At 63.9% G+C, this 14,899-nt stretch carries 14 protein-coding genes; 3 read left to right on the top strand and 11 right to left on the bottom strand.

All coding sequences use genetic code 11. The features are described 5' to 3' along the window. Positions 1 to 59: 59 nt before the first annotated feature. The 5 genes from JQ604_RS36440 to JQ604_RS36420 all read right to left on the bottom strand — a co-directional run bounded on the left by JQ604_RS36440 (position 60) and on the right by JQ604_RS36420 (position 4,300). Positions 60 to 1,343, bottom strand: a complete 1,284-nt coding sequence (locus tag JQ604_RS36440; protein WP_212365566.1) for a DUF445 domain-containing protein — start codon at positions 1,341 to 1,343, stop codon at positions 60 to 62. 214 nt (positions 1,344 to 1,557) lie between these two features. Continuing rightward, positions 1,558 to 2,034, bottom strand: a complete 477-nt coding sequence (locus tag JQ604_RS36435; RefSeq protein ID WP_212365565.1) for a phasin — start codon at positions 2,032 to 2,034, stop codon at positions 1,558 to 1,560. A gap of 189 nt (positions 2,035 to 2,223) precedes the next feature. Beyond that, the gene (locus tag JQ604_RS36430; protein WP_212365564.1) at positions 2,224 to 2,814 is read right to left on the bottom strand and encodes a GNAT family N-acetyltransferase; all 591 of its coding nucleotides are present in this window, start codon (positions 2,812 to 2,814) and stop codon (positions 2,224 to 2,226) included. A 23-nt stretch (positions 2,815 to 2,837) separates the two neighbouring features. After that, positions 2,838 to 3,920, bottom strand: coding sequence for an alpha/beta fold hydrolase (locus tag JQ604_RS36425; RefSeq protein WP_212365563.1), 1,083 nt, complete (start codon positions 3,918 to 3,920; stop codon positions 2,838 to 2,840). Continuing rightward, the gene (locus tag JQ604_RS36420; protein ID WP_212365562.1) at positions 3,917 to 4,300 is read right to left on the bottom strand and encodes a hypothetical protein; all 384 of its coding nucleotides are present in this window, start codon (positions 4,298 to 4,300) and stop codon (positions 3,917 to 3,919) included. The genes JQ604_RS36425 and JQ604_RS36420 overlap by 4 nt, the downstream gene beginning before the upstream one ends. Before the next feature lie 241 nt (positions 4,301 to 4,541). Here JQ604_RS36420 and JQ604_RS36415 point away from each other — a divergent pair, with 241 nt between their 5' ends. Continuing rightward, positions 4,542 to 5,462: an alpha/beta fold hydrolase gene (locus JQ604_RS36415; protein ID WP_349631183.1), complete on the top strand. Its 921-nt coding sequence runs from the start codon at positions 4,542 to 4,544 to the stop codon at positions 5,460 to 5,462. Positions 5,463 to 5,558: 96 nt separating this feature from the next. On the opposite strand, the gene JQ604_RS36410 is transcribed toward JQ604_RS36415, so the two are convergent. Then, a complete protein-coding gene (locus JQ604_RS36410) occupies positions 5,559 to 6,233 on the bottom strand; it encodes a spermidine synthase (RefSeq protein WP_212365560.1) in 675 nt (224 codons plus the stop codon). A gap of 225 nt (positions 6,234 to 6,458) precedes the next feature. Between JQ604_RS36410 and JQ604_RS36405 the strand changes: the two genes are divergently transcribed. Both JQ604_RS36405 and JQ604_RS36400 read left to right on the top strand, forming a co-directional pair. Continuing rightward, positions 6,459 to 6,854, top strand: a complete 396-nt coding sequence (locus tag JQ604_RS36405; protein ID WP_212365605.1) for a nuclear transport factor 2 family protein — start codon at positions 6,459 to 6,461, stop codon at positions 6,852 to 6,854. Positions 6,855 to 7,064: 210 nt separating this feature from the next. Beyond that, positions 7,065 to 7,451, top strand: coding sequence for a hypothetical protein (locus JQ604_RS36400; RefSeq protein WP_212365559.1), 387 nt, complete (start codon positions 7,065 to 7,067; stop codon positions 7,449 to 7,451). Positions 7,452 to 7,613: 162 nt separating this feature from the next. Here the strand turns inward: JQ604_RS36400 and JQ604_RS36395 are convergent, their stop codons facing one another. The 5 genes from JQ604_RS36395 to JQ604_RS36375 all read right to left on the bottom strand — a co-directional run bounded on the left by JQ604_RS36395 (position 7,614) and on the right by JQ604_RS36375 (position 14,798). Beyond that, complete coding sequence (locus JQ604_RS36395; RefSeq protein WP_212365558.1) at positions 7,614 to 10,850, bottom strand: bifunctional cytochrome P450/NADPH--P450 reductase; 3,237 nt, start codon at positions 10,848 to 10,850, stop codon at positions 7,614 to 7,616. Between the two features lie 171 nt (positions 10,851 to 11,021). Then, on the bottom strand, positions 11,022 to 12,017 hold the full coding sequence (locus tag JQ604_RS36390; RefSeq protein WP_212365557.1) for an alpha/beta fold hydrolase: 996 nt from the start codon (positions 12,015 to 12,017) through the stop codon (positions 11,022 to 11,024). A gap of 10 nt (positions 12,018 to 12,027) precedes the next feature. Next, positions 12,028 to 13,575 (bottom strand): WS/DGAT/MGAT family O-acyltransferase, encoded by a 1,548-nt coding sequence (locus JQ604_RS36385; protein ID WP_212365556.1) that lies wholly within the window; start codon positions 13,573 to 13,575, stop codon positions 12,028 to 12,030. Between the two features lie 169 nt (positions 13,576 to 13,744). Then, positions 13,745 to 14,536 (bottom strand): alpha/beta hydrolase, encoded by a 792-nt coding sequence (locus tag JQ604_RS36380; RefSeq protein WP_212365555.1) that lies wholly within the window; start codon positions 14,534 to 14,536, stop codon positions 13,745 to 13,747. Between the two features lie 7 nt (positions 14,537 to 14,543). Next, positions 14,544 to 14,798 (bottom strand): DUF6489 family protein, encoded by a 255-nt coding sequence (locus JQ604_RS36375; protein ID WP_212365554.1) that lies wholly within the window; start codon positions 14,796 to 14,798, stop codon positions 14,544 to 14,546. Positions 14,799 to 14,899: the final 101 nt, after the last annotated feature.

Genomic DNA, 14,899 nt, shown 5'->3' with positions numbered 1-14,899 from the left:
TATTGCAACCCGCAAAAGTCTTACTTGTCACAGGTAAGATCATAGTCGTGCTTTATCGGTCACAGCAGCCGCAGCGCATATTCCAGCGTGTAAAGTGCGAGCCCGGCAAGCCCACCGATCAGCGAGCCGTTGAAGCGGATGTATTGCAGGTCCTTGCCGACATTGATCTCGAGCAGCTGTAGCAACTGCTCCATGTCCCAGGCCTTCATCTGATCGGCGATGAACGTCGAGACGCCGCTCTTCTGCTCGGCGACCACGGTGCGCAGGATCGCGACCAGGCCGCGGTTGATCTCGCCGCGCAACTCGGCATCTCCCGCGATCGCCTCGCCCGCCTCGACGAACATCCGCGACAGCTGCTGCATCAACACCTGCGACTCGCCCGTGGCGCTGCGTTCGATGAAGTCCTTTGCGTTGGCCCAGATGGTGCGGCCGAGATTGGCGACCTCCGGCCGCGCGATCAGGTCGCGCTTCAGGCCGTCGATGCGTTCGGCAAACGCCTTGTCGCTGCCGAGCCGCTCGACGAACGACAGCAGCATGCGATCGAACTCGCCGCGGAACGGATGGTTGGGATCGCCCTGCACCTCCTCGAAGAATTTCGTGGCAGACGCGATGATGCGGTTCACCACAAAACGATCGGCGCGATAGAGCTTCAACAGCGTCGGCATCTCCGCGCGCACCTTGTCGCGGATTACGGCCATGGTCTCTTCCTGCGTCAGCGTGCGATGCATGACGCGCAGGATGTCGTCGAGCAGGCCCTCGTGCTTGCCCTCCTGGACGAAGCCGCGCAGCGCGCCGGCCGCAAGCGGCGCCAGGTCGATCGAGAGCAGCTGCGTGGTGACGCGGCGGGTGATGAACTGCATCAGTCCCGACGTCTCCGTTGCCGAGAAGGCCTCCGGCAACAGCCGCAGCACGAAGCGCGCGAGATCCTCCGCGCGTTTGCGGTCGCGCAGCCAGTCCGCGATGAAGGTGCCGAAATCGATCTGGCGCAGCTTGGCCTCGACCGGGCCGGATTCCAGAAAATTCTGCTCGATGAATTCGCCGAGCTTTTCGGCGATGCGCTGCTGGTTGCTCTGGATGATCGCCGTGTGCGGGATCGGCAGGCCCAGCGGCCGCTTGAACAGCGCGACGACGGCGTACCAGTCGGCGAGCCCGCCGATGGTCGCGGCTTCGGCAAAGGCTGCGATGAAGCCGAACACGGGATGCACCGGCAGCAGCGTCCTGGCCGCGATGAAGACCGCAAAGGTCGCGGCCAGCAGGCCGGTCGCCAGCCACTTCACCCGACGAAGCTCCGCCGCGCGTTCGACGTCGGCAGGCGTTGCGATGAAGGTGGCGGGAAGGGTCATGAAGGCTTTCGAGGACAAACCCTCATCCTCAAGGAGCGGCGCCTTCGCCGCGTCTCGAAGGATGAGGCCCGGATCGTGGCCTCGTGGTTCGAGATGGCGCTGAAGCGCCTCCTCACCATGAGGGGCAGGCACCCCTGATGTGGGGCAGCAGGCCACAAAAAGAAGGCCCGCCTAAGCGGGCCTTCGAATTGGGCAGTTGGTCGGATCAACGCGATCAGGCGGTCTTGCCGTAGACCTTGGCAAAGTTGTCCTGGGCGTTCTTGGCACCGTCGGCGACGAGCTTGCCGAGATACTCAGAGGTGGCCTTGGCGCGCGAGACGAGCACTTCGCCGCGTGCACGGACCAGCTCCGACTGGATCTGGGCGGCTTCGCTGAACGACTTGGCGGACGCGAGCTTGTCGATGCCCGAGAAGAACGCCTCGGCGTCCTGGTAGATCGCCTGCTGGATGTTGCGGCTGATCTTGGCGGTCTCGGTCACCGAACCGGCAACAGCGGACTCGATCGCGGCGGTCAGCTTCTCGGAGCCGGCATAGGCATCGGCAGCGCGGGTCTTGGCGGTCTCGGCCTGCTTCTTCACGAACTCACGGGCGGCTTCCGGAACTTCCATGTTCTGGAGCTTGGTGAACGCCTCGGTGACGGGGGCGAAGGCTTGCTTGACGCTGTCGAGCACGGGGTTGGTTTCGGTGGTCATTGGGGTCTCTCCATCCTCAGGGTTTGAGCTATGGGCTCACCCCGTCCGGATTGGCCCGGGGCAAAAGTGTTGTGCCACAATTGATTGTGCGCCGCAACATTCATGTTGCGTCGCAAAGTCACAAATCTGTGATGAGCGTAAATTTCCAGCAGATTGCCCACGGAACGGGCAAAAAGCAGTATTATATGACTATTGAACGGCGCCCGGCAGCCCGTAGGCCTCCATCTGTGCCGCAACCAGCGCCACATTGTGCCCGAGCACGACGATGTCGTGCTTCTTGCCGCCGACGTCCCGGACGTGGTCGCGCAGCAGGGCCTCGGCCTTGAAGCCGAGGCTCTCGAACAGCGCGATCGCCGCCTGCTGGTCGACCGTCATCTGCACCGACAGCTTCTCCAGCCCCGCCCCGAGGGCAATGGCGAAGGTCTCCTGCGACAGCGCCCGGCCGACGCCCTGCCCGCGCACGTCCTGCGACACCACCATCCGGATCTCGCCGACATGGGTGGACCAGGAGTGGGGATCGCGCACCAGCGTGCCGCAGCCGACCACCTTGCCACCCTTCACGGCCAGAAGGCTCGTGATGTCGCCGCGCTCGATCTCGTGGATCCAGGCCGACAGCACCTTGGGCTGGCTGATGTTGCGCGGCAGGAACAGCAGGTCGTGGGTCGGCAGCTTTTGCGCGAACTCCAGCACGGCCGCTTCGTCGGCGCGCGACATCAGGCGGAATTCGATGTCGCCGGCGTCCGTCTTGACGTGACGCGGATAGGAACGTTGTTCGGTCATGTCACTCTCTTGATCCCGATCGACTAGGTCGATCTCTTGCCCAACCAGGTATCCAGTTTCGGCCACAGCCGCTTGATCGCATTGGCGCCGGCGACGAGGGAGACGTGACCGCCCTTGAGCATCACCTCTTCCTTGTCTTCAGAGCCGATCTTGGTGATCAGGTGCTTGGCCGCATCATAGGGCACGATGTGATCGTGCTCGGCGACCGCGTGCAGCAACGGCACCTTGATGTTCTCGAGCTTCGCCTCGTGCCCGCCGACCGTCATGGTGTCGTTGTAGAGCTTGTTGTCCCACATCAGGTCCTTGGTGATGGTGCGGAAATATTCGCCCGCCAGCGGCAGGATGTCGGACGCCCAACGGTCGAACATCCGGTAGGATTTGACGAACTCGTCGTTCCAGATGTTGTCCCAGAGCTGGATCTGGCCGGCGGCGCGCGAGGCCGGCCGCAGCATGTCGAACGACTGCAGGATAAGCTCGGGCGGCATGTTGCCGGTACTGTCGATCAGGCGATCGACGTCGAAATAGCGGCGGTCGGAGAAGTTCGAGAACAGCTTCATCTCGCGGAAGTCGATCGGCGTGGTGAAGCAGATCAGGTTCTTCATCGGCCCGTCGTGGAAGATCGAGCCATACAGCAGCGACAGCACGCCGCCGAAGCAATAGCCGATGACCGAGACCTCCTTCTCGCCGGAATCCTGCTGCACGCGGCGGATCGAGTCCGGGATGAAGTCGAGGACATAGTCCTCCATGCGAAGCGACTTCTCCTCCGGCTTCGGCGCGGTCCAGTCCAGCATGTAGACGTCGTAGCCGCGCTTGAGCATGAACTCGATGAAGCTCATGCCGGGCACCATGTCGAGGATATAGCCGCGATTGGTGGTGGCCATCACGATCAGCACCGGCACGCGATAGACTTCGCTGGCCTGCGACCGGTAGTGATAGAGGTTCATGGTGCCGCGCGAATGCAGCACGTCCTTCGGCGTCGAGCCGAGCGTGGGTCCCGAGGTCGAGAAATACTCGACGCCCTTGATGCTGCGCTGGATCGCGCGCTGCACCTCGGTCTGCACCCGCTCCGAGATCGAGGCGAAATCGAATCCTGTGGGAGCGTTCATTTCTTCTCTCCCTCCGGCGGCGGCTGCCTGGTGCGCGGCGGACGCGGCGTCATGCCGTAACCGCCTTCCGGCGCCAGCGAATTGTGGTGCACCTGCTGCAGCAACGATTTGATCTCGTTGAGCTGGCCCTCGATCGCCTGAATGCGCTCGGCCATGCCGACGAGTTGCGCCCGGCTCGGCAGGTTCATGGAAAGGAGGTACTTCTCCATCATCTCGCCGAACTGCTTCTGTGCGCCAGCCGCGGCACCGCCGGCCTGGTTCATGATTTTGGAAAATTCCGGCGACGCCATCGCCTGGTTGGCAAAGGAGTTGAATCCCTTCTCCATCTCGCCAATCATTGTCTGCCAGATCACGGCAGGGTCGTTGCCCTTGTCGGCCATTGCGGCGCTCCTCCAAAATCAAAGTCGAGCGCTTGTCACGCTTCCTCAGTCTTTGCACCATACGACACCGTTGCCGTGGATCGGTCAACAGCGCGCAGTGGACGCAGGCATCCCATAGCGTTTTCAAGCGAAGTGGATTCCGGTTCGCGTGAAGAAAACGCGTCAAAACAAGAGCCTTTCCCTTCTGCACCGCGTCAAAGCGTGCCATACAGGCTGACCGCGATACCATCAGGGGATGTCCGTGACCTCGCTTGCCCATCAGCCGCCGCAGATCGCCAAAGCCAATGGCATCGAGATCTGCTACGAGATCTTTGGCGACGCCAATGCGGAACCGCTGCTCTTGATCATGGGCCTCGGCGCCCAGATGATCCATTGGGACGACGACTTCTGTCGACAGCTCGCCGCGCGCGGTTTTCGCGTGATCCGCTTCGACAACCGCGACATCGGCAAATCCCAACGCATGACCGGCGGCAAGCGCCTGACGCCGGTCGAGCTGCTGAAGCTGCGCTTCCTGAGGATTCCGGTCGCGGCTCCCTACAAGCTGATCGACATGGCCCGCGACACCGTCGGGCTGATGGACACGCTCGGCATCCGCTCGGCGCATCTGGTCGGCGCCTCCATGGGCGGCATGATCGCCCAGGAGGTCGCGATCAGCTTCCCCGAGCGCGTGCGCTCGCTGACCTCGATCATGTCGACCACGGGCAATCCCAAGGTGCCGCCGCCGACCCGCGAGGCCGCCGCGATGCTGATGGCGCCGCCGCCGGCAACCAAGGAAGAGTATTTCGAGCGTTTTGCAAAAACCTGGAAAATCCTGCGCGTCGGCTCGTTCCCCGAGGACGAGGCTGCCGATCGCGGCCGCGCCGAGCGGACCTATGAGCGCGGGCTCAATCCGGCCGGCGTCGGCCGCCAGCTCCGTGCCGTGCTCGCCTCCGGCAGCCGCAAGGAGCGCCTGCGCAACGTGAAGGTGCCGACGCTGGTGATCCACGGCACCGTCGATCCGCTGGTCCGCCCCGAAGGCGGCAAGGACACCGCGGCCTCGATCCCGGGAGCCAAGCTTCTGATGATCGACGGCATGGGCCACGCGTTGCCGATCCCGATGTGGCCGCAGATCATCGACGCCATCGACAAGCACGCGCATGGCGCGGCCGCGAAGGCGGCGTAAGCTTCGTAGCTTCGTAGCCCGGATGGAGCGCAGCGCAATCCGGGAAAGTCGATCCGCGGATGGTCCGGCCCCGGATTACGCTGCGCTCCATCCGGGCTACGATCTTGTTGCAATCCAGATCACATGCCGTGAGCCGCCGCCGCGGCCGGTGGCACGCACCGCGACTTCACTCGCATCGAAGCCGGCACTGCGCAGCCGCTTCGTAAAATTCGGATGCGGGCCCGACGACCAGACCGCCAGCACGCCGTGCGGTCGCAGCGCATCATGCGCCGCCCGCAATCCAGCCGGACCATAGAGCGCGTCATTGGCCTTGCGGGTCAGCCCTTCCGGCCCGTTGTCGACGTCGAGCAGGATCGCATCGAAGCCGGCCGGATGCCGATCGATCACAGCAGCGACATCGACCTCCTCGATGCGCACGCGGGGATCGCTCAGGCTGTCGCCATGGATCTCCGCCATGGGCCCTTTGGCCCAAGCGACCACTTCGGGCACCAGTTCGGAAACCGTGATCCTGGCCTTGGCTCCGAGCACGGCGAGCGCGGCGCGCAACGTGAAGCCCATGCCGAGGCCGCCGATCAGGACCTTGGGTGCTGCGACCTTCTCGATGCGTTTGGCCGCAAGCGTCGCGAGTGCGGCTTCCGAGCCCGACAGGCGGCTGTTCATCAGCTCGTTGGTGCCGAGCTTGATCGAGAACTCCTTGCCGCGGCGCATCAGGCGGAGTTCGTCCGTGGTGCCAGGGATGCGGGCGGTGTCGATCTTTTCCCAGGGAATCATGGGACGGCTTGTAGCATGGCCGCCTCGCAAGCGCGCGACGCCGGTGTCCGTTTGGTAACCTTGTCACCTCCCGGTACGTTCTTCCGGCCGTCAGGCGCGGCTTCTATACAGGCGACGACGCGAGAGACGCGATCGGTCACCACGGAGTTTCAGATGACGAACAAGTTCGCACTACGGGCAGGCCTGTCGGCGGCGATCCTGCTGGCGCTCGCTTCGACCGGCGCCATGGCCGCTGCCAACGAGGCCCAGCAGGAAGCCAACCGCAAGGCCGTGCTGGCGTTCTATGAAAAGGGCCTGAATCAGAAGGATGCCGACGCCGCGCTGGCCTATGTCGGCGACCGCTACGTGCAGCACAATCCGAATGCCGCCGACGGCCCCGAGGGCTTCAAGAAGTTCATCGGCTTCCTGCGCGAAAAGTTTCCGAACTCACACAGCGAGATCAAGCGCTCCTTCGTCGACGGCGACTACGTGATCCTGCACGTCCATGCCGTCCGCGAACCCGGCACGCGCGGCAACGCCATCGTCGACATCTTCAAGCTGGAGAACGGCAAGATCGTCGAGCACTGGGACGTCGTGCAGCCGGTCCCGGAGAACCCGGCGAACAACAATACGATGTTCTGAGCGACCCTTGCCTGTAGCCCGTCGTTCCGGGCCTCTCGGATGATCGCCGTGTGACTTATATCACGGCGCCCGACTGAATAAGTGACCATACGACGATGGCCTGCCAGGCTTGTGGTCGTTTTCGCAGGTCACTGTTCCAGATGAGAGGCGCGTCGGGAAATGTCGACACCTGGTGGGAAGATGCCGCTTGGTCGGCGTGTTCTGAGGTTCATGCTGGGGACTGACCAACCCCGTTTTGCTGTCGCGGCTACGGTGGTCTGCATCGTGCTCGGGAATATCCTTGTATTCAACATCATTACGATCAGCGACCGTGCGACGCCGCCGTTATGGCAGGCCTTGGCTGCGGGCCTGGCGCTATCACTCTTCCTGATGCCCTTCTTCTTCATCAGCGTGGAACGAATATTGGTGGTCATGTCTCCCTGGGAAGGCCTCGCGACCATGACGGCGGCGTTTCTCGCTCCCGTGATCATGCAGCGCCTGGCGGCCGAAGGGATCACGAATCCATTTCTTATGTCCGCACCGATCGGACTTATCCTGGTGACCTTCCTGGTCACGCGATGGATCGTGAAAGGGCGCGCGGATGATGCGGGAAAGTGAATAAGCAGGTTTAGCGCGTGGACCGGATGGAGCGAAGCGCAATCCGGGCCACAAAGATGTAGGGTGGGCAAAGGCGCGTTTGCGCCTTGCCCACCATCCACGGTGTGCTCGCGATGGTGGGCACGCTGCGCTTTGCCCACCCTACAACGCTAGGATTGGCGGCTACCCGCCCGCCCAGACGTCGAGCACGTAGCGGTTCTTGGCGCCCATCTCCTCGATCCAGCGTGACGCTGCGGCCTCATCGGTGCCCTTGCGCTCGCGATAGATCGCCATCAGTGCGGCCTTGACGTCGGGCTCCATCTTGCCGCCGTCGCCGCAGACATAGATCACGGCGCCCTGCTCGATCAGCTGCCAGACCCGATCCTTCTGCGCGGCGAGCACGTGCTGCACATAGGTCTTCGGCCCATCGGCGCGCGAGAAGGCGGTGTGGAGATCGCAGATGCCGTCCGCCGCAAAACCCTTCAGCTCGTCGGCATAGAGGAAATCCTGCTCGGGATGACGGCAACCGAACAGCAGCATCGCAGGTCCGAGGCTGGCACCCTTGGCCTTCCGCGCGGCGCGCTCCTGCAGGAAGCCGCGGAAGGGCGCAAGGCCCGTGCCGGGGCCGATCATGATGATCGGCACATTGTTGTCGTCGGGCAGGCGGAAGCCGGCTTTGGTTTCCTTCACCGTGGCGTGGATGGTGTCGCCGGCACGGCGGCGCGCCATGTAGTTCGAGCAGACGCCGCGATAGATGCCGCGGCCGGAGCTCGCCGGAGCTTCGACGACTCCGACCGTGACGCTGCAGCGCTGCGCCTCATCAGCCGGTGACGACGAGATCGAGTAATAGCGCGGCGCCAGCAACGAGAGCATTTCGAGATAGATGTGGAACGGCAGCTCGCAGGCCGGATACTCCTCCAGCAGGTCGAACACCGATTTGCGTTTTGCGAGGACCTCGGTGCGGTAGCGCTCCGCGGAGGCGTCGTCGTCGCCGACATAGGCCACGAGCTTCGGCTTGGTCATCGGGCAGCGCGTGTGCTCCGACATGATCTTGATCTGGTTGCGGGTCGCAACCTGCTGCAGCTCGACGAATTCGGTCAAGAGACGCCCGACCGACACGGCGTTACCGACCGGCAGTTGCGCGCGGCGGCCTTCGGAGACCTGCAGGCGGATCTGGTCGGCCGGCAGGAAGCCGAAGCGCCGCGCGACCGAATCCACCAGGGTCGGATCGTTGCGCGGCACCACGCTGAGGTGATCGCCGACGCGATAGTTCAGGCCCGCGGGCAGCTCGACCTCGATATGCCTCGTCGAGCGGTCGGACGGATGCGCGCCCTCCTTGTTCTGCAGCTCGGAGTTCGCCAGCACCTTCATCGGCACCGCGCCGCCTTGGGTGACGATGGTGTTGACCGCGCCCTGCGCCACCGGCTCGATCGCATAGAGCGGCTCGTCCTCGGCGGTGCGGGTGAAATTCCAGTCGATGCCGAATTCCTTGGTCGCAACTTTCGCAGCCTCGGGGAACCATTTCTGGAACTGGCCGTCGAGATCGCTGCGCGCATCGCCCTCGCCGCGCGGATAGACCGCGCGGCCACCATGCGCCGACAGCTGCTCGTCGATGTAGCGCGGCACCGATTGATAGGTCGCGGCCCAATCGCTGTTGCCGCAACCAAACACGGCGTAGCGCACTTTCGCAAACGCATCCTTCGGCAGGTCGCTGTCGAGCCATTTCACGAACTGCGTGGCGTTGTCGGGCGCGGCGCCATTGTAGGAGGCGCAGATGATCAGCACGCCGCCCTCTTCCGGCAGCTTGCCGACATAGTCGTCGAGCGCGCCGAGCCGCGTGGCGAAGCCGTTGATCTCGGCGAGGTCCGCCATGCGCGTCGCCAGTTCCTCGGACGAGCCGAGATTGGAGCCGTACAGCACCAGCATCGGCGTGTTGTGGCCGGGACGCGCGACCGGCGCGCGCGGCGCTTGCGGCGTGACGGCAGCTGTGCCGGTCGCGCCAGCGAACTCGCCGCGATCCCTGTCGTCGCGCGCGCGCACCTTGATCTTGAAGCCGTCGGGCTTGACCGTCAGGGTCTCCTTCAGGTGCATCTGGTAGCGATGGATGTCCATCAGCTTGAAGCGCTGGAGGATCATGCCGATCGCCAGCGCCGCCTCATGCATCGCAAAGCCCCGGCCGATGCAGGCGCGCTGGCCGTTGCCGAACGGCTTCCAGGCGTTGATCGGGCGTTTGGCCTCGGCCTCGCGACTGAAATTCTCGGGATCGAACTTGTCGGGGTGCGGGCCCCACACCGAGGGATCGCGATGCAGCGCCATCACCAGGACGGTGATGAAGGTGTTCTTCCGGAGCTTGTACTTGCCGCCGCCGATGCTCTCATCAGTGAGCGGCGCGATGCCATAGGCCGGCGCCGGCGGCCATAGCCGCAGCGCTTCCTTCAGGCATTGCGTGATGTAGGTGAGCTGGGTGACCTGCTGATAGGTCGGCCGCGCGTTGACGTCGGGCCCGAGAACGCGGTCGACCTCCTCATAGGCCTTCTTCAGCACGTCCGGATGCTTCAGCAGCGCGTAGATCGTGCACGACAACAGACCGGAGGTGGTCTCGTGGCCCGCGATCAGGAAAGTGTTGATCTGGTAGCGGATGTTGACGTCATCGAGCTGCTCGCCGGTCGAGCGGTCGACGCCGGTCATCATCGCCGCCAGCATGTCCTTCTTGCCGTCGGTATCACCGCCCCCGCCGCGCCGTTCGGCGATGATCTCGTCGACCATCTTGTTCATGAAGGCGACGTCCTCGCCGAGCGTCTTGCGCCGCTTCTGCATCCAGAGATTTTCCAGCGGCAGGCCGCGGGTCATCATGATGGTCTCGAGCGAACGCACCAGCGATTCCACGAAGGGGTGGTAATCCCTGCGGTAGAACGAGTTGAAACGGTAGTCGAAGCCGCACAGGCCGATCGTGTCCAGCGTCAGCGCCGTCATGTCGTGGACGACGTCGATCTCCTCGTCGGCGTTGAGCCGCTCCCACTTCTTCACCAGCTGCTCGGCGATATCGACCATGCTCGGGTGATACGACTGCATGGCGCGGTTGCCGAACGGCTGCATCAGGATGTTGTGCGCCTTGCTCCAGTTCGGCTCCTTGGTGTCGGCCGTGAACAGGCCGTCGCCGCCGACCGCGCGCACCCGGCGCAGCGAGCCGCGCACTGCCTTGTCGAAGCGCTTCTCGTCGGAGAGCTCGTCGACCAGATCGTGACCGGACACGATCACGATCGGCGCGCCCATCATGTCCAACCAGAAGATCGGCCCGAGCTCCTTGGAGAGCTTGACCAGATGCTGCACCGGCGCGGTCGAATCCAGCGACAACATGTTGCCGACCACCGGTTTTGTCGGCGGATGCGGAATCGGAGCCAATTTGTTGCCGGACGCCATTGTCGCAGTCTCTCCCCTAAGCCTGTCTGTTATTCCGCCGTCATTGCGAGCCACCCGGTCCCGCCCTCGGCGGGCCGGATGATAAACTCCGCTATGAAGCAATCCATCGTGCCGCAAGCGGAGATATGGATTGCTTCGTCGCTTACGCTCCTCGCAATGACGGCGTGAGAATTACCCAAACCGTTTTCTACGCCACTCGATCAGCTTGCCGCTGACTTCTTCGGGCTTTTCCTGCTGCGTCCAATGGCCGCTGTCCCGGACCAGGTATTTCTCGAGGTCCGCGATCAACTTCTCCATGCCGTCGGCGGCCGAGGGCGGCAGCACCGCGTCGTTCTCGGCCATGATCATCAGCGCGGGCACGTGGATGGTGTGGTCCAGCCCCTCGGCACGCCGCCAGTTGCGGGTGAAGTTGCGATACCAGTTGATGCCGCCGGTGAAGCCGGTTTTGGTGAAGGTGTCGACGAACACCTTCTTCTCCTCCGCCGACAGGATCGGCGTGCGCGGATCGTGCTTGGCATCGTAATTCGCGATCATCTGCGGAAACGCCAGATTGACCCGCGCCGAAGCGCCGACGCCGGCGATCGGCTTCTCCTCCGGCGTGCCCGGAGGACGCGCGACCGGCTTGCGCATGAAGGCATCGAAAGTCTGCTCGACCCGGCTGCCGAAGATCCTGTCCGGCTCGCGCGCGGGATCCTGGAACTGAACGATATACATCTTGTCGCCGAAGCGCTGACGGAACAGCGCGATCGGATCGGCCGGCGCGCGGTCCCAATGCGGGGTGTTGACGCCGACCACGCCGGCGACCCGCGACGGATGCCGCAGCGGCATCTGCCAGACGACGAAGCCGCCCCAGTCGTGGCCGACGAAGATCGCCTTGTCGATCTTGAGGTGATCGAGCAGCCCGACCAGATCGCCGGTCAGATGCTCCATGTCGTAGTCTTCGACCGGCTCGGGCCGGTCGGTCGCGCCGTAGCCGCGCTGGTCCGGCGCGATGACGCGGATGCCGGCCTCGCTCAGCGCCTTGATCTGGTGGCGCCAGGAAAACGCCAGCTCCGGCCAGCCATGGCACAGCACCACCGGCGGCGTGTCGGTCTTCGGGCCCGCATCGTAATAGCCCATGCGGATTCCGTTCGTCTCCGCGAACTGCAGCGGCGGCATGTCAATCATGGCTATGACCCTATTCCGCCGCGCCCTTGATGTCCGCAGGCGGCGGCGCGAACGCAGCCTCCAGTTCGTCGAACTCGAGCGGCAGCATGTCGCACATCACCTGCACATGGGGAATGATGTTGGCGCCCACGATGAAGCCGAAATCGAGCTGGTCACGATAGCTCTGCACGGTGATGTTGAGCGCGACACCGTGGGTCGAGATCGAGACCGGGAAGATGTGCAGGAGCTCGGCGCCGGCGGCATACAGCGTCTGCCGCGGCCCCGGCACGTTGGAGACGGTGATGTTGATGGCGGGCGGCAGCACATTGGACAGGTCCGACCGGCTGTAGAGCAGCGCCATGATCTGCACCAGGATCGGCGTACCCAGCATCGAGATGTTGGAGACCTGCGGCATCAGCGCGCGCAGCGGATGCGACATCTCCTTCGACTTGGTCGACTGCGCGATGATGGTCTCGAGCCGCTTCCGGGGATCCTCGATATCGGTCGCGATCGAGCAGATCATGCCGAACACCTGGTTGTTGGAGTCGGCATTGCCCTCCTCGCGGAGCGAGATCGGGACGCCCGCCGTCAGCGACTTGTTCGGCAGAGCGCCCTGGCTGATCAGATAGCGCCGCACCACACCGGAGGCGAGCGCCAGCACGACGTCGTTGAGCTTGCCGCCGGACGCTTTCGCCACCGCCTTGGCCCGCGACAGCGAGATCGAGGTTCCGGAAAAACTGCGCTCCGACGAGATCGCCTTGTTGAGGATGGTCGGCGGCGAGGACATCGATTGCAGGCTCTCGCGCGACTTGGGGTCGGCCACCTTCGCGACGACATCCGACAGGCTCTTCATCACGGTCGGCACGCTGCTGGCGAACTTCACCGCGTTCTCGATCTGGAACATGAAATTGTCGAACAGGATCGAGCCGAGGTCGCTCTTGCCCGAGCGCGGCAGCTCCAGCGTCTTCGGGGCAGTCGACGCATCGAACGGCTGGGTCCACAGCGCCTGATAGGAATCGATCAGATTGGCGGCGATGTCGCGCGGCTCCGGCGCCACCTTCTTCGCGGTCGGCGGATCGACCTCCCGCGGCACCGGGCTGATGTCGTAGATCATGCTGGTCAGCGCAGCGCCAGCGCCGCCGTCGATGCAGGCATGGTGCATCTTGGAATAGAGACCGATCTCGTTGTCCTTCATGCCCTCAAAGACGTAGAACTCCCAGAGCGGACGGGCGCGGTTCAACAGCTTGGCATGCATCCAGCCGACGATCCGCTCCAGCGTGGCGCGGTCGCGCGGCGCCGGGAGAGACGCGCGGAAGATGTGGCGGTCGATGTCGAACTGGTCGTCCTCGACCCAGGACGGATGATCGATGTCGAGCGGCGCCTTCTGCAGGCGCGCTTTCAGGATCGGCGCGATATGCAGCCGCGAGGCGATCATCGCCTTGAATTCTTCGAAGAAGTCGCCCTTGTAGCCGTCCGGCAGGCGGAAGATCGCCATGCTGCCGACATGCATCGGCATTTCCGGCGTCTCCAGATACAGAAACGATGCGTCCAGCGAGGACAGCTTTTTTGCTTCACTCATTGATTTCCTCCCGAGAATGACTCACGCGGGGCGCCTTGGCGGCGCTTCTCGTTACCTGGAGCATGATCCGAAAAAGCCATACCGGCTCTCGGCGAGGATCATGCCCGACACAACCTATAGCACGAGGATTGATCCTGATCCCGTTGATCCTGATCCCGGCGCGCTTCGGTCAGGATAGTGCATTTTCTGGCCGCCCATAAGCAATGGCAAAGGGGCCGGCCGGGTCGAACGGCCTGAACTCGCCCTCAGGCAGTGCCAGGCGGTCGGCGATCGCCCACAGCGCCGCTGGGTTGACGCCGAGGCCGACATGGCTCGCGAAATGCACCTCGATATTCTCCGCGGTCGCGGACGCCCGAACCAGGCTGGTGTGCCAGTTCACGATGCCATCGGTACGGGAATAGATCGAGGTGGTCGGCACCGGCATGTCGCCGGCGATCGCCTCGCGGATCTGCGGGATGTCATCGATCCCCTCGCCGGACAGCAGCTCATAGAGCCGCGTCGCGTTGGTGGCGCGGATGTCGTCGGCGAACGGACTGCCGAGCGTGATGATCGAGCGCACCATGTCAGGCAGTTGCACGGCGAGGTCGCGCGCATAGACGCCGCCGAGGCTCCAGCCGACGATCGAGACCTTGCGCCCGGTGGACTCGTGGATCCGCTTCACGAGATCGCGCAACGCGCCGCGCTTGCTGCCGACGCCGCCGAAATTGCGGCCCATGTTCCAGGCGTGGGTGTCGTAGCCGAGCGCCTTCAGATAGCGCCGCAATGGGGCCATCGAGAGGTCGCTGGCGAGGAAGCCCGGCAGTGCCAGCACCGGATGGCCATCGCCCTTCGGCGCCTGCATCAATAGCGGCGACAGCAGCAGGCTCGAATTGAGCTCGAGCAGGCTGCGCCCTTCGGCCAGCATCAGGAGCAGGCTCGGCGCACGCAATCGTCGTTCGGTCACGGCAGCGCTCCCGTTCATCGCGGCCCTATTTCTTGTCCTTCTTGGTCATCCCGCCAAGACCGGCCATGGCCACGAACATGTCCTGGAAGCGCTCGGCGATCTTGGGATCGAAGGTGAACCAGCTCTGCATCAGCGATTCCGGCGAGATCTTCTCGATGTTCGAGACCATCTGCTGCTGCAGCTTGTCCATCACGGCGGTCTGCATCGGCTGGACGTCAGGCAGGCCGAAGAACTGCCGTGCTTCGAGGGGCGTACAATCTATCTCGACGTTTACCTTCATCTCCGCCTCCTCAATTCGCCTGACCCGCTTCAGTATCACCGCGGCAGGGTGAGTCACGCAAGCGACCGGCCGGGCCTTCCGGACCCAGTCAGCCTCAATCA

It is taken from the genome of Bradyrhizobium jicamae, from assembly GCF_018130695.1.
Taxonomy (GTDB): Bacteria; Pseudomonadota; Alphaproteobacteria; order Rhizobiales; family Xanthobacteraceae; genus Bradyrhizobium; species Bradyrhizobium jicamae_B.
Note: the sequence above shows the minus strand (reverse complement) of the source record. Positions and strands in the feature narration are given on the sequence as shown.